At 65.3% G+C, this 18,741-nt stretch carries 15 protein-coding genes and 2 pseudogenes; 9 read left to right on the top strand and 8 right to left on the bottom strand.

From position 1 onward, the window contains the following. Positions 1–166 precede the first annotated feature (166 nt). The 4 genes from ACH196_RS13200 to ACH196_RS13185 all read right to left on the bottom strand — a co-directional run bounded on the left by ACH196_RS13200 (position 167) and on the right by ACH196_RS13185 (position 4,752). Positions 167–1,186 carry a substrate-binding domain-containing protein gene (locus ACH196_RS13200; RefSeq protein WP_396647359.1) on the bottom strand — a complete coding sequence of 340 codons (1,020 nt, stop codon included), beginning with the start codon at positions 1,184–1,186 and terminating at the stop codon, positions 167–169. An 85-nt stretch (positions 1,187–1,271) separates the two neighbouring features. Next, positions 1,272–2,270, bottom strand: a complete 999-nt coding sequence (locus ACH196_RS13195) for an ABC transporter permease (protein WP_396647358.1) — start codon at positions 2,268–2,270, stop codon at positions 1,272–1,274. Between the two features lie 11 nt (positions 2,271–2,281). Then, complete coding sequence (locus ACH196_RS13190) at positions 2,282–3,811, bottom strand: sugar ABC transporter ATP-binding protein (RefSeq protein ID WP_396647357.1); 1,530 nt, start codon at positions 3,809–3,811, stop codon at positions 2,282–2,284. 5 nt (positions 3,812–3,816) lie between these two features. Then, the gene (locus ACH196_RS13185) at positions 3,817–4,752 is read right to left on the bottom strand and encodes a ketopantoate reductase family protein (protein ID WP_396647356.1); all 936 of its coding nucleotides are present in this window, start codon (positions 4,750–4,752) and stop codon (positions 3,817–3,819) included. Positions 4,753–4,957: 205 nt separating this feature from the next. Here ACH196_RS13185 and ACH196_RS13180 point away from each other — a divergent pair, with 205 nt between their 5' ends. The 4 genes and pseudogenes from ACH196_RS13180 to ACH196_RS13165 all read left to right on the top strand — a co-directional run bounded on the left by ACH196_RS13180 (position 4,958) and on the right by ACH196_RS13165 (position 9,541). Then, complete coding sequence (locus ACH196_RS13180; RefSeq protein WP_396647355.1) at positions 4,958–5,680, top strand: FCD domain-containing protein; 723 nt, start codon at positions 4,958–4,960, stop codon at positions 5,678–5,680. Between the two features lie 80 nt (positions 5,681–5,760). After that, a pseudogene (locus ACH196_RS13175) lies at positions 5,761–5,879 on the top strand (IS1595 family transposase); the annotation flags it as partial. A gap of 1,095 nt (positions 5,880–6,974) precedes the next feature. Continuing rightward, on the top strand, positions 6,975–7,964 hold the full coding sequence (locus ACH196_RS13170; RefSeq protein WP_396647354.1) for a hypothetical protein: 990 nt from the start codon (positions 6,975–6,977) through the stop codon (positions 7,962–7,964). A 347-nt stretch (positions 7,965–8,311) separates the two neighbouring features. Then, positions 8,312–9,541, top strand: a complete 1,230-nt coding sequence (locus tag ACH196_RS13165) for a CoA transferase (protein ID WP_396647353.1) — start codon at positions 8,312–8,314, stop codon at positions 9,539–9,541. Between the two features lie 15 nt (positions 9,542–9,556). Here the strand turns inward: ACH196_RS13165 and ACH196_RS13160 are convergent, their stop codons facing one another. The 3 genes from ACH196_RS13160 to ACH196_RS13150 form a co-directional block, all read right to left on the bottom strand. Beyond that, positions 9,557–10,249, bottom strand: a complete 693-nt coding sequence (locus ACH196_RS13160) for an amino acid ABC transporter permease (RefSeq protein WP_396647352.1) — start codon at positions 10,247–10,249, stop codon at positions 9,557–9,559. After that, the gene (locus ACH196_RS13155) at positions 10,246–10,911 is read right to left on the bottom strand and encodes an amino acid ABC transporter permease (protein ID WP_396647351.1); all 666 of its coding nucleotides are present in this window, start codon (positions 10,909–10,911) and stop codon (positions 10,246–10,248) included. The genes ACH196_RS13160 and ACH196_RS13155 overlap by 4 nt, the downstream gene beginning before the upstream one ends. Before the next feature lie 69 nt (positions 10,912–10,980). Beyond that, positions 10,981–11,796 carry a transporter substrate-binding domain-containing protein gene (locus ACH196_RS13150; RefSeq protein WP_396647350.1) on the bottom strand — a complete coding sequence of 272 codons (816 nt, stop codon included), beginning with the start codon at positions 11,794–11,796 and terminating at the stop codon, positions 10,981–10,983. Positions 11,797–12,097: 301 nt separating this feature from the next. On the opposite strand from ACH196_RS13150, the gene ACH196_RS13145 reads away from it, so the two are divergent. The 5 genes and pseudogenes from ACH196_RS13145 (at position 12,098) to ACH196_RS13125 (ending at position 17,916) form a co-directional block, all read left to right on the top strand. After that, the gene (locus tag ACH196_RS13145; RefSeq protein ID WP_396647349.1) at positions 12,098–14,530 is read left to right on the top strand and encodes a pyruvate dehydrogenase complex E1 component subunit beta; all 2,433 of its coding nucleotides are present in this window, start codon (positions 12,098–12,100) and stop codon (positions 14,528–14,530) included. A 13-nt stretch (positions 14,531–14,543) separates the two neighbouring features. Continuing rightward, positions 14,544–15,293: an E3 binding domain-containing protein gene (locus ACH196_RS13140; protein WP_396647348.1), complete on the top strand. Its 750-nt coding sequence runs from the start codon at positions 14,544–14,546 to the stop codon at positions 15,291–15,293. Positions 15,294–15,341: 48 nt separating this feature from the next. Next, positions 15,342–16,446: pseudogene (locus ACH196_RS13135) on the top strand (Ldh family oxidoreductase). Beyond that, a complete protein-coding gene (locus ACH196_RS13130) occupies positions 16,443–17,063 on the top strand; it encodes an SDR family oxidoreductase (protein WP_396647347.1) in 621 nt (206 codons plus the stop codon). The pseudogene ACH196_RS13135 and the gene ACH196_RS13130 overlap by 4 nt, the downstream one beginning before the upstream one ends. A 76-nt stretch (positions 17,064–17,139) precedes the next feature. Continuing rightward, positions 17,140–17,916, top strand: coding sequence for an SDR family NAD(P)-dependent oxidoreductase (locus tag ACH196_RS13125; RefSeq protein ID WP_396647346.1), 777 nt, complete (start codon positions 17,140–17,142; stop codon positions 17,914–17,916). A gap of 48 nt (positions 17,917–17,964) precedes the next feature. Here ACH196_RS13125 and ACH196_RS13120 read toward each other — a convergent pair whose 3' ends face one another. Next, a complete protein-coding gene (locus ACH196_RS13120) occupies positions 17,965–18,729 on the bottom strand; it encodes an HpcH/HpaI aldolase/citrate lyase family protein (protein WP_396647345.1) in 765 nt (254 codons plus the stop codon). Positions 18,730–18,741: the final 12 nt, after the last annotated feature.

The raw sequence follows: 18,741 nt of genomic DNA, 5'->3' as shown, positions 1-18,741 counted from the left end.
CCTCTCCCCCTGCCCGGGGAGAGGATGCGCAGCGCCAGCGACTGGCGCTCACCTTGCGGCCGGCTATCCTCTCCCCCGGGCAGGGGGAGAGGTGGCCCGAAGGGCCGGTGAGGGGGTGATGCCTCCGCGTCTCGCCGCAGGCGAGGCGCGGAGGATCGTCAAACCCTCACTTCACATTCAGCGCCGTCAGCACCTTGTCGACATTGTCCTTGGTGACCAGCAGCACGCCGGTGTCGAGGCTATCGGGGATCGGCCGGCCGCCATCGGCCGAGCCAAGACCGGCCGACTTCAGCGCGTTGGTGTTGAAGTCATGCAGCAGCTTCACCGCGTAATAGATGAAGAGTTCGCGGTTCTGCACGACGATGCCGTCGACCCAGCCCTCCTTGGCCGTCTTGAAGAAGTCGGGCGTCTGCTCCATCGCGGTGACCTTGATGTCGCCGGGGTTCTTGCCCGCCTCGCGCAAAGCCGTGACGATGCCCGCGCCGGACTCCGAATCGAAGCCGGCGAGGCCGGCGATGTCGGGATGCGCCGCGAGGATCGCCGCCGTGACCTGCGCCGCCTTCTGGGCGTCGCCGCCGTCGTCCTCGTTGGCGACGATCTCGTATTTGCCGCCGCCATTCGCCGCGATATAGGCTTGGAAGCCCGCGACGGCCTCGCGCATGTTGCCGGCGTTGATGATCGACATCATGGCAAGTTTTCCGCCGTTAGGAAGCATCTCCATCATCTTCCTGGCCTGCGAGACGCCGACCTGCGTCCAGTTGGTGCCGATATAGGCCAGGCGGCCGGAATCCGGCAGGTCGCCATCGTCGACCACCGTCGGCACGCCCTGCTCCATGCACTTCTTGACGGATTCCGTCAGCGACGGGTCCCAGCCGCCGACCACCGAGACGCCGCTCGGCTTCTGGGCGCAGACCTGGTCGACGGCGGCGATGAAGCCGGGCACGTCGAAATCGGTCGGACCGGCGACGATGACCTTGACGCCGAGTTCCTCGGCGATGCGCTTCATGCCGACATAGTCGTATTGAACGAACAGCGGCAGGTTCGCCTTGTTGGAAATCCAGTAGTACGTGTATTTCGCGTCGGCCGGGCCGAAGGACGATTCCTGCGCGCCGGCCGGCGCGTTCAGGCCGATCGCGGCGGCCGCAAGGGCGGCGCCGGCGAGAATGCTTTTTAATGCCGATTTCATGTCCAACTCCTCCTGAGAAACCAGTCTTCCATTCTTTCACGCCCGCCGGCCGCCCGGCGTTTCCATGCGAAGGCGCACGCTCTCCTCAGGCGCGGCCAACACTCTTGAAACGGTCCAGCGAGACCGCGAACAGCAGCACCAGGCCGACAACGAGCCCCTGCCAGAACACGCCGACCGCGTTGATGATCATGGCGTTCTCGATCAGCGCGATAAACAGCACGCCAAGGATGCCGCCGAGGATCGTGCCTTCGCCGCCCTTCAGGCTGGCGCCGCCGAGCACGGTCGCGGTGATGACCTTCAGTTCTATGCCTACGCCCGCATTGACGACCGCGCTGTTCAAGCGCGCCGCGCCCAGCACGCCGGCCAACCCGGCAAGCGCGCCCATGATGATGAAGCCGATCAGGATCAGCCGGTCGACGCGGATGCCGGAAAGCTGGGCGGCGCGCGGATTGCCGCCGACGAAATAGAACTGCCGGAAGAAGCGCGTGCGCGCCACCAGCCAGCCGCCGATCAGCACCAGAACCAGCATCGCCCAGAACGGCGACTGGATGCGCAGGATCGGATCGGCGGCACGGCCATAGGCGGCGAAAGCGTCGCCGATCGGCGTCACGCCGGTGCCGGCGGTCACATAGGTCAGGCTGCGATAGATGGTGAGCGTTCCCAGCGTGGCGATCAGCGCGTTGATGCCGATGCGCGTGACGATCAGCCCGTTGATCAGCCCGGCAATCGCGCCGACCGCTATGCCGATCAGGAGCGCGATCTCCGCCGGCCAGCCCCACCAGCCGGCGACCACGCCGGCCCACACGCCGGACAGCGCCAGCGTCGAGCCGACCGACAGGTCGAATGTGCCGGCGATCATCAAAAGCATCATGCCGCAGACCAGGATGCCGACCGGGGCGAGGTTGAGCAGGACCGCCCGCATGTTCGCGCCGGTCGGGAAATTATTGGGGTAGACGATGGTCATGACGACGGCCAGAACCACGACCAGGATGAACAGCGTCAGCTCGCGCGAATCCGCCAGGCGGCGAACGGTGCGCAGGAGGAGCGCGTCGCGGGCAGCCCCTTCGCCGGATTGCTGGGTCATCTCGGCCGCCATCACGCTGTCGCCCTCGCCGGTTCGCCGCGAAGCCCGGCGACGGACGCGGTGTATTTCGTCGCCAGCCGCAGTACCTGTTCTTCGCTGGCGCCGTCGCCCGGCAGTTCGCCGACGGTGCGCCCCTCGGCCATGACGACGATGCGGTCCGCCAGCGCCAGCACCTCAGGCAGGTCCGACGAGACGATCAGCAGCGCCACGCCCTTGTCGGCCAGCGCCCGGAGCAGCCGGTAGATTTCCGAGCGCGCGCCGACATCGACGCCGCGCGTCGGCTCGTCGACGATGAGCAGGCGCGGTTCCATGGCGAGCCATTTGGCGAGCAACACTTTTTGCTGGTTGCCGCCCGAGAGGTCGCCGACCACCTTGTGCACGGTCGGCGTGGCGATGCGCAATTCGTCGACGAAGCTCTTAGCCAGCGCCTCCGCCTTGCTGTTGGAAAAATTCACTCCCGACGAGACTTTCGAAAGCACCGTCGCGGCGACGTTGTTGACGATGTCCATGCCGAGGAACAGGCCCGAGGTCTTGCGGTCTTCCGGCACCATGCCGATGCCGGCGCGCTTGCCGTCCCAGGGGCCGGTCGGGTCGACCGGCGCGCCGCTGATGCTGACCGCGCCGCCACGCCTGCGCCTTGCGCCGAAAATCGCCTCGCAGAACTCGCTGCGGCCGGAGCCAATGAGGCCGGCAAGGCAGACGATCTCGCCGGCGCGCACCGTGATCGAGGCCGAGCGGACCAGCGGCGGCGCGCTGACATTGTCCGCCTTGAGCACGACCGGCCCGAGGCTTCGCGATGCCGCGCGCGACAGATGCACCTCGCGGCCGACCATCAGGCGGATCAGCTCGTCCGTCGAGGTCTCGGCGACGCGCCGCGTGCCGGCCAGCCTGCCGTCCTTCAACACCGTGACGGAATGGCAGAGCGAAAAGATCTCGGCCAGGCGGTGCGATACATAGATTATAGAGACGCCGTTTCCGGCCAGTTTCCGCACCACCTCGAAGAGCTTTTCGGTCTCGGTCAGCGTAAGCGCGGCCGTCGGCTCGTCGAGGATCAGGATACGCAGGTCGCGCGACAGCGCCTTGGCGATCTCGACGATCTGCGCCTGGGCCGGCGACAGCGACGCCACCTTGACGGCCGGGTCGATGACGACGCCGAGCTCGGCGATCAGCGCCCTCGCCTGCTCGCGCATCGCGCGGCGATCCACCTGCCCCAGCCAGCGCGTCGGCTGGCGGCCGGCAAAGATGTTCTCCGCCACGGAAAGCTGCGGCACCAGCGAGCCTTCCTGGTGGACGATGCCGATGCCCAATTCACCCGCCGCCTTCTCGTCGACGCCCTCGATCTCCTGGCCGTCGATGACGACAATGCCCTGGCTGCGCGAATAGACGCCGGCGATGATCTTGCCGAGGGTCGATTTTCCGGCGCCGTTCTCGCCGAGCAGGGCGCGGATCTCGCCGGGCTCGACGCTCATCGAAACGTCGTCCAGCGCGCGCACGCCCGGAAACGTCTTGGAAACGTTGCGGATTTCGAGCCGCGCGGCCATCAGCCTCAGGCCTTCGCCTGCAGATAGTGGCGCTCGGCAGCCTGGACCATCCAGACCATCGTCTCGTTGTGCGGCGTCGGCACGCCTGTGCGCCTGCCCGCCTCGACGATCGCGCCATTGATCACCTCGATCTCGGTCTGGCGCCTGGCCTCCACGTCCTGCAACATCGAGGCCTTGCCGCCGACGGCCTTTTCCAGCAGGCCGGTGATCGCCGCCCAGCGCTCGTCATAGTCGAGCGCGATGCCCTGCGCCTTGGCGACCGCCACGACCTCTTTCAGGATCGCGGCCATCAGGTTCTTGGTGCCGTCGAAGGCGACCAGTTCGTGCGACATGAAGCGCAGCAGGCCGGCCACCGGCAGCGTGCAGGCATTGAGCGCCAGCTTCTTCCACACCTCGTCGAGAATGCGGCCGGACTTCGTGGTCTCGATTTGCGCATCGCGGAAGGCGTCGACCACGCGGCCCAGCCGCTCGGTCTCCTTGCCGGTGAGTTCGCCGATATAGGTCATGCCGCTGCCCGGATGTTTTACCCGGCCCGGCGCCAGCAGCGTGCCGCCATGATAGGTCAGCCCGACCAGCACCCTGTCCTCGCCGACGATGCCGGCGATGCGCGGCGCGTTGCCCCAGCCGTTCTGCAGGCTGAGCACCGCCGTCTCCTTGCCGATCATCGGCGCGGCGGCCCGCACGGCGGCTTCGGTGTGGTAGCATTTGACGAAGTTGATCACGAGGTCGACCGGCCCGACCTCCGTCGGATCGTCGCTGGCCGACACGCGGATGACCGGCTGCGAGCCGTCCTTCTCCTCGATGACAAGACCGTTGTCGTTGATCGCCTGCACGGCTGTTTTCGACACGTCGATCAGGGTGACATCGTTGCCGGCGCGGGCGAGATACCCCCCGAATATGCCGCCCATGGCTCCGCCGCCGCCCAGAATGGCGATCCGCATTCCAAAATCCTCCCTGCGATGACGCTGCCGCCACCGGTCCTGATGCGCAAACAGAAAAGACGGACGCTCTCCCGCCGCCGCTCCGCGGCGGGCAGGCCAAAGCCCGGCGCCGAGCGCCGGGTCCATCTCGCTGTGCAAGCTGTCTTGTCACTTTCATACTTGCAAGCAGTTGCATGGTTGTCAAGCATGATGGTATGAAAGGTCTATGGTCGACCCACTCGTCATCGAACGCAAGAAACTCTTCGAACATGTCGCCTCGCATCTCGAGGCGCAGATCCTGTCGGGCAAGCTGAAGCCGGGAGACCAGCTTCCGCCCGAGCGCGACCTGCAGAACCGCTTCGGCGTCGGCAGGCCCGCGATCCGCGAGGCGCTGATCGCGCTGCAGAAGGCGGGCCTCGTCGAACTCACCAACGGCGCGCGCGCCAAAGTGCTGATGCCGACGGCGACCCATATCTTCACCGGCATGGCGCCGGCGGTGCGCCAGATGCTGTCGACCAGGGAAGGCCAGCGCCATTTCCAGGGTGCGCGCATGTTCTTCGAGGCCGGCCTTGCCCGCGAGGCCGCCCAGAACGCCGCTGCGGAAGATCTGGAAGCGCTGAAGGCCGCGCTGGAGGCCAACCGCAAGGCGATCGGCGACCGCGAGCGCTTCACCAGCACCGACATCGCCTTCCATTTCGAGCTGCCGCGCATCGCCCGCAACCCGGTGTTCATCGCGCTGCACGACCAGATTTCGGAATGGCTGAAGGAACAGCGCGTGGTGACGCTGGCCGCCAGCGGCCAGGAGAAGACCGCCTACCAGGCCCACAAGGCGATCTATGACGGCATTGCCGCGCGCGACCCGGACCGCGCCGAAGCGGCGATGCGCGCCCATCTGGCGCAGCTCGCCGACACATTTTGGCGCCAGCGCGACGGCGGCGAGGACAGGTGATGGCTGGCGGCACCAATGACGGTTTTACCGGCTCTGGCGGCCTTGCCGGCAGTTGGCCTGGGCGGGCGCAACGCCCGCTCAACACGGTCGAGGGCCACAAGCGCAGCGTGAAGGGCGTATCAGCATTGCGCCGGACACCACCCACCGCTACCTCGCAGAGTTCGACTTCCGCTATTCGAACCGTTCCAAGCTGGCCATCGAGGCTAGCGCCCTTGCCGTTTTCACACCGTTGCGTGCAAAGGGCCGCCGTTTGATAGTCATCGTCTCAGGCGCGGTTGCGTGTTGGTGCAACTAGTGGTCCGTGGGCATATGTTTTAGTATCTGCTAATCTAATGAGGTGGGGGATGCTCGATGCCGACAACCCTGCCTGTCAAACATGTTCGTTCAACGGAACCACCCGCGGTCCCGCTTCCGCTCTGCCTGGGACCTCCGACCGAACTATGGCTCGACACTATCCGGAGTGACGAAGACGTTAAGGAGTTCTGGCGAGGATATGCTATCGGTGGGTCGTGCTGTCTCGCCCTGCTTGTGGTCGAGATAGTGTTTATCGTCCTGTTTCTATAACCCGTAGGTGGTTCGAATGGGCATCCCAAGGAGGCGGCCGTGACGAGCGATACCGAATATCTACGTCTCGCCATGAAGATCGCCAAAGAGAGCCGGGCCACAATCCGGTCAAACCGCTCTTCGGAGTTGCCTGTCTCTAGCTCACGCGCCGCTTCCTCGATTTTTCGCGTTGGGTTTTCACTTTCGCAGTCACGGGATAGGTACCCGATAAAATTGAACCAAGCTTTAGGGACAGTTGCCAGGTAGACCGGTTACAGCCGGCCTGAAATCCAGGGACGGTTTACTCAATTCCGGCCCCCGCGCTGCCGTTGCGGCAGGGGTTGAACCCGAAATTGAGTAAACTGTCCCCGGAATTCCAGCGCCAAAAAGGCAGGACATCGCTTATCGGCTCGGCTTGCCCTTACCGCCGTGCCCTTGGCGAGACGACCGCCGAGGCCGGCTCCCTAGTCATGCTGGTTGCGCGAAAATCCACGCGCGTCCCGAACAACTCTCTGTTTCCGCTTGGTTTTACAAGCATGACATTGTTTTCGAACGGCCGTTCGCCAAGGCCGGGAGAGTCCTGAAACATGCCGCCGCCAATTGAAAAATCACACTTTTTCAATGTGTTGCGCTGAGAGCGTGACGGCCGCTTCGCCTTTCCATCATCGTCGAGGATTATTTTCTTAGGACTATTGCGCTTGTTCCCTATATGTTCCATATTGGATGCCGACCTTGTCCGGAGGAGCCAGCAGTGGAGTTTGGAGACGCGAGTACGACAATCGAGCGATACCGGCAGGCGCTGAAGCATATCCTCTTAATGCTCGTCGGCATGGCCGAGATGGGGTTCGGCAAGGCGGGCGCCGGGGGGCAGAATCCGGACGCTGGGGAGCTTGGCGCTGGGGGACAGTTTACTTTCTTTCCGCAGAAGGGCGCGGCAACTCAGAACGAAGCGCGGGCGGAAAAAAGTAAACTGTCCCCGGCACTTACGCTTCCCCGCCACCTCTACCGCGCCATTCTTCTGCTGCTGCGTCCGGCCGAATCCGCCGCGCGACGGCTCATCATCGCGGCGGCCCAAGGCATCGTGGTGACGCTTCCGCCGTTTCGCCCGCGAAAGCTCAAGCCAAAAATTTCCGACACGGTGGCCGCCATGCGCCGCCTCGGCCTTGCCGTCACCCTGTCGAGAGAAGACTTTGCCCGCTATGAAGCCGAGCGGAAAGCCGCCGAACTTCGCGCTTCCCGCCCGCGCGGACAAAACCTGTCGCTGCTCGATGCGCTGAAATATCCGTTCCGCATCCGCCGCAACTATGTGCCGGCGCACGCCGTGCCGCGCATCCGGTCATTCGACGACGATGCGCCACGCATCCCCCTGCCGCCGCCGCCATCGCAGAACGATCCGATCAATGCGGCAAAACTGACGCTCCGGCTGGACGCGCTGGGTCAGGCACTCGACGATCTTCCGGGCCAGGCACAACGTTTCGCCCGCTGGAAAGCGCGCAACGAGGCCGCCCTTCAACGCGACAGGCAAGCCCGCGACGCGGCGGCAGCAGGCGGCAAGCCGGGTCCGGTCCGGTTCCGGCGTTTTTCGCCGCTGCGGCGCGGCCGGCCGCCCGGCGGAAGATTGCCGCGCTTCGATCCGGATGCTCCGAAACGCAAGAACATCCGCGAGGTCGACGAGATCCTGGCGCATGCCAATGCAATGGCGCTCTACGCGTTGGAGCCGCCGCGCAGGAATACGTCTTGACGCAGGCCCTGCCACGTCGGCGGGTCTCGGAAAGCAAGATATCTCAATGACTTAATGGTCAGGCGGAAAAAGAACCGGGCGTGGCGGCGAAGACGGCTGCATGCAGGGGACAGTTTACTTTTTCCGAAGAAGGGCGCAGCCGCTTCAAGGCTGGCGCGGGCGGAAAAAAGTAAACTGTCCCCGGTGTTTGCGCCGGCCCGGCCGCGGCGAGAAATGCTTTACGACAAACATGTTCGATGCAAAGGTGCGCCGCGGTTTGTCCGGGTTCGGAAAGACCGGAAGAGGCGGCGGCCACGCCGCGACGGAATGCTCCGCGCCTCATTGCACGAAGACAGGGCGCGGGCAAAATGTATAGATTTCTCAAGGGCATGCGGATCGTGGAGGCGGCGTCGTTCATCGCCGCGCCGTCCTGCGGGCTGCATCTCTTGCAGCTCGGCGCCGAGGTGGTGCGCATCGACCAGATCGGCGGCGGACCCGACTTTTTCCGCTGGCCGCGCACGGCCGGCGCAAGCCTCTATTGGGAAGGGCTGAACAAGGGCAAGAAGTCGATCGCGGTCGACCTCGGCAGCCCGCAGGGCCGCGAACTGGTCACCGGCCTGATCACCGCGCCCGGCCGGGATCGCGGCCTGTTCCTGACCAATTTTCCGGCGGCCGGTTTTCTCTCCTACGAACGGCTGAAAGCCAGGCGCGAAGACCTGATCGTGCTGCGCGTCATGGGCCGGCCGGACGGAACGCCCGCCGTCGACTACACCATCAATTCGGCCATCGGCATTCCGCAGATGACCGGCCCGGCCTCGCTGGGCGACGAGCCGGTGAACCATGTCTTGCCGGCCTGGGATCTACTGGCCGGTGCCTATGGAGCCTTCACCCTGCTCGCCGCCGAGCGCCACCGCCGCGACACCGGCCAGGGCCAGGAGATCCGCGTGCCTTTGAGCGACGTCGCCATGGCGAGCCTCGGCCATCTCGGCCAGATCGCCGAGACGGCGCTTTCCGGCGCCGACCGGCCGCGCCATGGCAACGACTTGTTCGGCGCCTTCGGCCGGGATTTTTCGACGCGCGACGGCAAGCGGATCATGATCGTGGCGATCACCCGGCGCCAATGGTCGGGCCTGATCGAGGTGCTCGGCATCGGCGAGGCGGTCGGTCGCGCCGAGCAGGCTGCCGGCGTGTCCTTCGCCCGCGACGAGGGCGTTCGCTTCGAGCATCGCGAGACGCTGAACCCGCTGGTGGCGGCCGCGATCGCCGGGCGCGACTGTGGCGAACTCGCCGCCGCACTGGATGCCGCCGGCGCCTGCTGGGGGCCGTATCGGACGTTGTCACAGGCGCTTTCGGACGATCCGGACCTTTCGGAAAAGAACCCGGTTTTCGCTACGGTGAAACACCCGAGCGGCTCGGCCTATCTCACGCCCGGCGCGGCGGCCAGCTTCAGCGGCATGGAACGCGATGTGCCCGGTCGCTCCCCCATGCTCGGCGAGCACACCGACGAGGTGCTTGCCGACCTGCTCGGACTTTCGGAGGCCGAGATCGGCGCGCTGCATGACCGCAAGATCGTCGCGGGGCCGGGGAAACAGGCGTGACCACCACCACCGGTCCTAGGCGGATGTCATGATCAACGGCTTCTCGGGCTTGCGCACCATGCCGACGGCGAATTTGCGTTCGAGATAACCCGCATAGAGCGACAGCGGCCAGCACAGCGCGAAATAGATCAGCGAGGCGGTTCCGAAAACGTAGACTGGCTCGAAGGTGACCGTGTTGACCTGCACCGAGGCGCGGGCGAGCTCGGTCAGGCCGATCAGCGAGGCGACCGAGGTCGACTTGACGATCTGCACCATGAAACCGACGGTCGGCGGCAGCATCAGCCGCACCGCCTGCGGCACGATCACCAGCCGCAGCGTGCGGACGAAGCGAAAGCCGAGCGCCGTCGATGCCTCCCACTGGCCCTTCGGTATGGCCTCGATGGCGCCGCGAAAGATCTCGCCGAAGAAGGCCGCGCCGTTGAGACAGAAGGTGAGCGCCGCCGCCGTCCACGGGTCGGGCCGGAAACCCAGCAGCGACGAACCGTAATAGGCCATGAACAGTTGGATGAGCAGCGGCGTGCCCATGAAGAACTGGATGTAGGCGGTGGCCAGCCAGCGCAACGGCCTGGCCGGCGCGACGCGCAGCGCGGCAACGATCATGCCCAGCACGCCGCCGCCGACGAAGGCGATGATGGCAAGCAAAATCGTCCAACGGGTCGCCAGCAGGATGAACCAGAACTCGTTCGGGCCGAATTCGCGCAGGCTCATTGCTTCCACCGGAACAGCAGGCGGCCTGCGCCGGCGAGCAGCAGGCTCGCCGCCTGCACCACGACGAAATAGATGACGGCGACGATGATGTAGACTTCGAAGCTGCGGAAGGTCTGCATGACCAGATTGTTGGCGATGGCCGTCAGCTCTTCCGCCGCGATGGCGCCGACGATTGAGGTGCCCATCAGTTGCAGGATGAACTGCGCCGACAGCGACGGATAGACGGCGCGGATCGCGGGGACCAGCACGACATGCCGGATGATGCGGTAGGAGCTGAGGCCGAGCGATTTTGCCGCCTCGATCTGGCCGACGGGAATGGATTCGACGCCGGCGCGCAGGATTTCGGTGGCGTAGGCGCCGAGATGGATGGAGAGCGCGATGATCGCCGAAGTGCCGGGCGTGAACTTCATGCCGATCAGCGGCAGCGAGAAGAAGACGATATAGAGCTGGATCAGCAGCGGCGTGTTGCGGATCAACTCGACATAGGCGGCAATGATCGCGGACAGCCAGCGCGGCCCGAAACTGCGGCCGACCGCGCCGAGAATTCCGATGACGGTGCCGAACAGGATGGAGAGAACGGCGAATTCGAGGGTCTGAAGCAGACCCCACAGCAGCCTGTCGAGATGCACCAGCACCGGGCCGAACTGGAGGGCGGTTGTCATGGACATCCCGTGGCGCAAGGGAAACCGGGGCCGTCGGGCGGCCCCGGCATCGAGACAAACACCATCCGATCAGAAAACCGGCAGCGCCGGAAGCGGCTGGTTGCGGTATTTCATCGACAGGGCTTCCAGCGTGCCGTCGGTCTTCAGGGTGAACAGCCAGGTGTTGATCCACTGGCGCAGATTGTCGTTGCCCTTGGCGACGCCGATGCCGAAATAGAATGTCTTCAGGATGTATTTCTGCTCGAAATCGTCGCCGTTCTGCGCCTTCTTCAGGTAGATCTCGCCATAGTCGCCGCCGCCCATCGCGTCGATCTGGCCAGACACCATGGCCTGCAGCAGCGAGGAATAATCGTCGAAACGCAGAATCTCGATGCTGGGGTTGGCTTCGGCGGCCTTGGTCAGCAGTCCGTCTTCGCCGGTACCCCGCGTCAGCCCGACCTTCTTGCCGACCAGGTCGGCATGGCTGTTGATCACCGTGCTCTTCGGCGCAATGACAACCGCCGACTGGCCGGCATAGGGGATCGAATAGTCGATCTGAATGGCACGCGCCGCAGTGATCGAGAAGATCGAGACGACGGCATCCACCTGCTTGGTCAGCAGCGACGGGATGCGGCCGGGCGACGTCACAGTGACGAATTCGACCGGAACGCCCAGTGCCTCGCCCATCTTGTTGGCGACCTCGATGTCGAAGCCGGTGGGCTTCAGATCGGCATCGAGAAAGCCGTAGGGCGGCGTTGTGGTGTCGATGGCGACGATCAGCTTGCCGCGCGCGATGATCTCATCGACCGTCTGCGCAGCAGCCGGCGACGGCAGCGACGCCGCGGCGACCAGCACCAACGCGCCCAGCATGATGCCCAATTGCCTCAAATTTTGGAATGCTCGCATGTTGTCTCCTCCCATGCATGTGATGCCTTACGTCCGCATCCTGCATGAGGCCGCGGCGTGTCTGTTCAAGTCGGTTTTCGAGGCGCTTGCACAACGCCCAGCGCACAGGCGTCCTCCCCCGTCACGCTCGAATGCTATTATAATCGATTACCGTTGTCCACGCATTGCAAACTGTTTACAAAGTCTTCCGCGATAGCCCGACCGTTCGGCCCACATTGCGAAATCGGTCCCGGTGATATAATGCTATTATAACATTATGCGGCAGAATGCGAATGGCGCAATGTCGTCAAAAGGTGGGGAAATGGCCCGTTCAAACATCGCCGTCGCCGGCAACGGTTCCGATCACGCGGGGCGCAATCTCGACGTTCCGCTGCTGCTCAAGCTCTACGGGCAGATGGTGCTGCTGAGGCGCTTCGAGAGCGTCGCGCAGACGGCCTGCCGCAAGGGCGAGACCCCCGGCTTCCTGCATCTCTACATCGGCGAGGAGGCGACCGCCGTCGGTGTCTGCGCGCATCTCAGGCCCACCGACTGGGTGACCTCGACGCATCGCGGCCACGGCCATGCGCTGGCCAAGGGCATGCATCCCAACGTCCTCATGGCCGAACTGTTCGGCAAACGTGACGGCTGCTGCGGCGGGCGCGGCGGCACCATGCATCTCTACGACCGTTCCGTCGGCCTGTTCGGCACTAATGGCATCGTCGCCGCCGGCATCAGCCATGCGGCGGGCGTGGGCATGTCAGCGCGGGTGCAAGGCCGCGACGACATCGGCGTCGCCTTCTTCGGAGACGGCGCCACCAACCATGCAGGCTTCCACGAATCGCTGAATTTTGCCGGCATCCAGAAGGCGCCGGCGGTGTTCGTCTGCGAGAACAATCTCTACGCGACCGCGACGCCGCTGAAGACCGCCACGCTCAATCCCGAAATCGCCACGCGCGCCGCCGCCTACGGCATTCCCGGCATCGCGGTCGACGGCAACGACGTGCTCGCCGTCCATGAAGTCATGCGCGAGGCGGTGGAGCGGGCGCGGCGCGGCGATGGGCCGACACTGATCGAATCGAAAACCTACCGCACCGTCGGCCACCACGAAGGCGACCCGGTGACGGGCACCTACCGCACCCAGGCGGAAGTCGACGAATGGGCGAAGAGAGACCCGATCAAGATTTTTCGCAAGGCGCTGCTCCAGGAATATGCGGCGACCGACGCCGGCGAACTCGACGCGATCGACGAACGCATCGAGAAGATCGTCCAGGAATCGCTGGAATTCGCGCGGCGCTCGCCGGAGCCGGACTCGGCCACCGCCTTCCACCACGTCTTCGCCGAACCACTCAATCCGCCTGAGGCGCTGGCGGCCAAGCCGATGACCGGCGGGACCGTGACAAGCTGGCTCGACGCGGTGCGCGACGGCATCGCGGAAGAGATGCGCCGCGACAAGGCGATCCTGTATTTCGGCGAGGGGACAGGCGAGCGCGGCGGCACGTTTGCCCACACCAAGGGCCTGTGGGCGGAGTTCGGGCCGAACCGCATGGTCGATACGCCGATATCCGAGCAGGGATTTACGGGTGCTGCCGTTGGGGCTTCGGCGACCGGCGCACGCACCGTCGCCGACCTGATGTTCGCCGACTTCATGTTCGAGGCCGGCGGCCAAATCGTGCTGCAGGCGGCGAAGCTGCGCTACATGTCGAACAACCAGATGAGCGCCCCGATGGTGGTGCGCGTCGGCGCCGGCGCAGTGCGCAGCGCCGGGCCGCATCACTCCGGCGCCTATCATCCGGTCTGGGCGCATGTGCCGGGCCTCATCGTCTGCGTGCCTTCGACTCCGGCCGACGCCAAGGGTCTGATGAAGACAGCACTAAGGGCCTCCGACCCGGTGATGATGATGGAGATGAAGGCGCTGTTCGCCACCAAGGGCGAGGTGCCGGAGGGCGAACACCTCGTGCCGTTCGGCGTGGCCCGCATCGCGCGCAGCGGCAAGGACATCACCATCGTGTCCGCCGGACAGCTTGTGCATCGCAGCCTCGAAGCGGCGGAAACATTGGCCGCGCAAGGCATCGACTGCGAAGTGATCGACCTCAGGACCATCGTGCCGCTCGACGTCAAGACCGTAGCCGAGAGCGTGGCGAAGACCCACCGCCTGCTGATCGTCGACGAAGGCTGGGCAATGTGCGGCGTCGGCGCCGAGCTCGGCCAGGCGATGAACGAGATCGCCTTCGACGACCTCGATGCGCCGGTCGGCCGGCTGCACACCGAGCCGGTCTCGCATCCGCTGGCGCCGTCGCTGGAGCGCATGATGCTGGTCGACGCGACAAAGATCGTCGCGGCGGCCAAAGATGTCATCGGCGGACGCGCACCGGTGCCCTGGCACTGGCGCTATCCGGGTCTCGCGGCGACTGCGACTGCTTCGGCTCCCTCGGCGGTGGTCCCTGCCCAGGCCGCTCCTGCAAACACCAACATCCCGTCGCCGGCCGCTACTCCGGCACCGGGCGCCGCGGCGGCGGCAGGCAATGGCGGCGAGCCCATCACCATGCCGTTCGGCGACCTGACGGTCAGCGAAGGCACGATCATCCGCTGGGCCAAGGCTGAAGGCGAGGCGGTGAAGGCCGGCGAGCTGGTGGCCGAGATCGAGACCGACAAGGCGGTGGTCGAGATTGAGGCGCCGGCGGCCGGCAGACTGACGATCGAACAAGCCGTCGGCACTGTTGTGCCGATGGGCGGTCGCATCGGCGCCGTGCACTGAGAGACGGGCTGCGATGACGATTGCCGTTGCCTCCACGCCCTCCTCGGGCCGCATCCGCGCCACGCCCTATGCCCGCCGGCTGGCGCGCGAACGGAACGTGCTGCTTTCAGCCGTAACCGGGTCGGGGCCGAACGGCCGCATCACCGGCGACGACCTGATCGATTTCAGAGCGCCGCAGATCGAAAGTGTTTTGCCACCGGCGCCGACAATTCTCGTCTCCGCCGATCCCGCTCCGGCAATCGCGGAATCGCAGAAAATTACTGTCGCTGCGGCGCCTTCGGCCATTGCCGTACGCGTCGACTTCTCGGCGATGCGGACGCTGCTTGCTCAGGTCCGCGAACTCCGGCCGGATGTGACGCGGGAGGACATCTGCCTCAAGGCGGCCGCAGTCGCATCGGAAACGGCAAAATCCGTTGCCCCCGACAAGGCGCTTCTGCTGCTCACCGCACCCGACAAGTGCCAGCGCCTGAACGGATTGGCGGATGCTTCGCTGGGCGCCATCGCGAAGCTGCGGCAGTCGTCCGGCGATGACGGCAGGGCCGCTCTCGCGGTCTCGTTCCTCGGCCGGGCCGGCATCCGTCCCGTCGCCGTACGGCTGATCGATGATGGCGCGGCAAGGCTGGTCATCGGAGCGGAGGAAAACGACGGCTCCGCCGAATGCCTGCTGAGCTACGATCCCGCCAGAATCAGCGACGAGGACGCGGAGGAATTTCTTGGCGTGTTCAGGGACCTTGTTGAGACGCCGTTCCGCCTTTTGGTCTAGGGAAAGACGGCAGCAAATGCCGCAACGGAATCAGCGGGAGATTTTTGAATGGCGATCGAGCCGATCGATGGGTTCTTGTGTCCGGCGTCTACGCTTTTGGTATACGTGAGCAGTCTCTTACAGGCGGGGGGCGCCAGCGCCGAAAGCGCGGAGGCCGTGGCTCGGGCGGTGGTCGACGCCTCGTCGCGCGGCGTCGACACCCACGGCGTCAGGCTGGTGCCTTGGTACATCCAGATGCTGGAGGGTGGACGCATCAACAAGAACCCCAACGTCACCTTCGCGCAAAAAGCCTCGGCGGTCGGCCATGTCGATGCCGACAACGGGTTCGGTCATCTCGCCAGCTTCCACGCCATCGAGGAAGGTATTGCTGGCGAAGGAGAGCGGCGTCGCGGCGGTGACGGTCGGGCGATCGACACATCACGGCGCCTCCGGTGTCTACGCGCTCGCGGCGGCGCGCGCCGGTTTCGCCGCGATCAGCATGACCCATGCCGACGCCGCCGTCGTGCCGTTCGGCGGCACGAAACCGTTCTACGGCACCAATCCGATCAGTTTTGCCGTGCCCGCGCCCGGCGAGGAGCCGATGCTGCTCGACATGGCGACAAGTTCGATCCCCTACAATCGCATCTTCCTGCGCCGCGCCACCGGCAAGCCGCTGCCGCCCGAAGTGGCGATGACGGCGGACGGCGTGATGACCACCGATCCGTTCCAGGCGACCGCCGTGCTGCCGGTTGGCGGCGCCGGCTTCGGCTACAAGGGCGCGGGCCTTGCTGCCGTGGTGGACATTCTCTGCTCGGCCTTTTCCGGCATGGGCCACGGCTTCACCATTCCCGCGCTGGCGGGAGCCGACTACAGCAAGCCGATCCCGATCGGTCATTTTTTCCTGATCCTCAACCCGGCGATCTTCCAGGCGCTCGCGGCCTTCGACGAGCGAGTCGGCGCATTCCTGAAAGACCTTCGCGCCCAGCCGGCGCAGCCGGGGCAGAAGGTCATGGCGCCTGGCGACGTCGAGAAGGCCGAGGCCGAACGCCGGGCAAGCAACGGCATCCCCGTCGACCGCACGACATGGGCTGCGCTGAAGGAGACGGCCGAACGCTATGGCCGAAAAATTCCCGAAGCGCGGGAGACATCCAGCACCGCAGGGGCAAAGGTGTGAACATCGACCTCGACGGCAAGGTTGCGCTGGTCGGCGGCGCCGAGGGCGCGCTCCCTTCGGCGATACGCCAGGCGCTTGCCGACAATGGCGCTGAAGTCGTCGATATCGATGTGGCAAGCGCGGCGGCAATCGAGGCAGCCGGCGCACCTCAAAGCGATCCGTTCGTGCTGACTCTTGTCAGCCAGGGCGCCAACGGCCTGCCCGAGCTGGACACCGGATTTGGCAGCGAGCGCGCCGATTTCGTTGCGGCAATCCGGCAACTCGCCCCAAAGCTGAAGCGGGTCGTTCTGGTGTTTTCGGCGGCAGCGCTGGTGCCGGTGAAGGGTTTTGCCGATTTCTCGGCCGATCAGGCGGGACTCGCCTCGCTGACGAGGACGCTCAGCATGGAACTCGGACCGTCCGTGGTCGTCAATGCAGTGTCGGTGGGCGCTTACGAAGCTGGCGGCGATGTGCGCACGGCGCGTTTCCTGACTCATACGGGCGTCAAGCGGCCAGCGGCCTTGAGCGAAATCACAGCCGCAGTGCTGTTCCTCGCCGATCCCGACAATGCGTACATGACCGGACATACGTTGAACGTCGATGGCGGCTGGGCGGCGGGCTATGCGCGGAATTTTTGAGATGTCTTCTGTCACGAAGCCGCTTCGCCCCGGGAGATGCCGGCAGTGTTGACGAGGATATCGTTGGAACCTTCCCATGCGCACTGATCTCACCGGACAGGTCGTCTTCATCACCGGCGCTGCCGGCGGGATCGGCCGCGCCACAGCGCATCGGCTCGCCGCGAACGGCGCATCCATCGTCGTTGCCGATATCGACACCGCCGGCGCCGAGCGGGTGGCCGGCGAGTTGCCCGGCGCGCTCGCCGTCTCGATGGACGTGCGCCGCGCGGAAGACGCGAAACGCGCCGTCGACGCCGCGCTGGAAAAATTCGGAAAAATCGACGTGCTGGTCAACAATGCCGGCGTCAACTCCTTCAAGGACCGCGTCGACATCGACCTGTTCTCCGAGCAGGAGTGGCACAGGGTTGTCGGCATCGATCTCGACGGGCTCTATGTCGTCAGCCACGCCGTGCTGCAGCCGATGGTGGCGCGCGGCCAGGGGCGCATCGTCAACATCGCCTCTGTCGTCGGTGTTACGGCGATGCGGCTGCAGAGTGCTTTCGTCGCGGCCAAGGCGGGCGTGATTCACCTGACACGCTCCATGGCGCTCGAGCTCGGGCCTAAAGGAATTTTGGTCAATTCGCTGGCTCCCGGATCGGTGCTGACCGAGGGCACGAAACAGCTGTTCTACGGCGACGATGGCTCATTCCGCGCGCAGATGGCGGGTTTCATGAACCATATCCCGCTCGGCCGACCGGCGCATGTCGAAGAAATCGCGGAGGGCATCCTGTTCCTATGCGCTCCGGAAAACTCCTACATGACCGGCCATCTGATGATGGTCGATGGAGGTTGGACGGCCGGGTTCATGTTTTGAGATTGATGGTGCGTCCTTCGAGGCTCGCCTGCGACGGACGCACACCCCTTACCGCCCGTAGGACGATGCCCCGGGCGCCGCGAGCGTCGCCTCCTTGCCCTGATACTCCCGCCATTCCTTCATCATCTGAATGATGCCGAGACGGTAGAAAAGCTCGCTACCCGACGCGATCATCGAAAAACCTTCGTCGAACAGCTCAGAACTGCTGCGGCCGACGCGCGGCACGGTGGCGAGCGGTTTTCCGGCCTCGCGCGCGGCCGCCATCGCACGGCGGATTTCGCGGTCGACCTCCGGCGCGCCGGTCTGGTTGGGAAAGCCGATGCTGCCGGAAAGGTCCGTCGGGCCGATGAAGATGACGTCGACACCCTCGACGCCTGCGATTTCGCGCGCGTTCTCGACGCCGGCCTTGGTCTCGATCTGGACGATGATCAGAAGATTGTCGTCAGCCTCCTCATAGTAGCGCGGATAGAGGCCGAAGCTGGAAGCGCGGGCGGCGTCCCATGCGTTGCCGCGCTTGCCGCGCGGCGGGAAACGCACGGCCTCGACGATGGCGCGGGCCTGTTCGGCGCTTTCCACCATCGGCACCAGCAGCGCGTCGCAGCCTGCCTCGACCAGCCGGCGCAGATAGACAGGATTGTCCGAGGGCACGCGGATGACCATGGTGGTGTCGGTGCAGGCAGCGGCCCGCATCATGTCGACGGCATGCTGCAACTCACCCGCCCCATGCTCCTCGTCCATGATGATGAAGTCGAAACCGGCCACCGCCGCCATCTCGGCGAAGGTGGGCGCGGCACTTTGCAGCCATGTGCCCATGGATTTTTCCCC

This window comes from Mesorhizobium sp. IMUNJ 23232 (genome assembly GCF_044326205.1).
Lineage (GTDB): Bacteria > Pseudomonadota > Alphaproteobacteria > Rhizobiales > Rhizobiaceae > Kumtagia.
The sequence above is the reverse complement of the archived record's forward strand: the minus strand, read 5'-3'. Positions and strand labels throughout refer to the sequence as shown.

Bases quoted from the DNA above. Each gene is read 5' to 3' on its own strand.
- ACH196_RS13140 (WP_396647348.1), top strand. From the start codon at position 14,544: ATGACGATTGCCGTTGCCTCCACGCCCTCCTCGGGCCGCATCCGCGCC.
- ACH196_RS13180 (WP_396647355.1), top strand. From the start codon at position 4,958: ATGGTCGACCCACTCGTCATCGAACGCAAGAAACTCTTCGAACATGTC.
- ACH196_RS13120 (WP_396647345.1), bottom strand. From the start codon at position 18,729: ATGGGCACATGGCTGCAAAGTGCCGCGCCCACCTTCGCCGAGATGGCG.
- ACH196_RS13165 (WP_396647353.1), top strand. From the start codon at position 8,312: ATGTATAGATTTCTCAAGGGCATGCGGATCGTGGAGGCGGCGTCGTTC.
- ACH196_RS13145 (WP_396647349.1), top strand. From the start codon at position 12,098: ATGGCCCGTTCAAACATCGCCGTCGCCGGCAACGGTTCCGATCACGCG.
- ACH196_RS13155 (WP_396647351.1), bottom strand. From the start codon at position 10,911: ATGACAACCGCCCTCCAGTTCGGCCCGGTGCTGGTGCATCTCGACAGG.
- ACH196_RS13200 (WP_396647359.1), bottom strand. From the start codon at position 1,186: ATGAAATCGGCATTAAAAAGCATTCTCGCCGGCGCCGCCCTTGCGGCC.
- ACH196_RS13125 (WP_396647346.1), top strand. From the start codon at position 17,140: ATGCGCACTGATCTCACCGGACAGGTCGTCTTCATCACCGGCGCTGCC.
- ACH196_RS13150 (WP_396647350.1), bottom strand. From the start codon at position 11,796: ATGCGAGCATTCCAAAATTTGAGGCAATTGGGCATCATGCTGGGCGCG.
- ACH196_RS13185 (WP_396647356.1), bottom strand. From the start codon at position 4,752: ATGCGGATCGCCATTCTGGGCGGCGGCGGAGCCATGGGCGGCATATTC.
- ACH196_RS13190 (WP_396647357.1), bottom strand. From the start codon at position 3,811: ATGGCCGCGCGGCTCGAAATCCGCAACGTTTCCAAGACGTTTCCGGGC.
- ACH196_RS13160 (WP_396647352.1), bottom strand. From the start codon at position 10,249: ATGAGCCTGCGCGAATTCGGCCCGAACGAGTTCTGGTTCATCCTGCTG.
- ACH196_RS13195 (WP_396647358.1), bottom strand. From the start codon at position 2,270: ATGACCCAGCAATCCGGCGAAGGGGCTGCCCGCGACGCGCTCCTCCTG.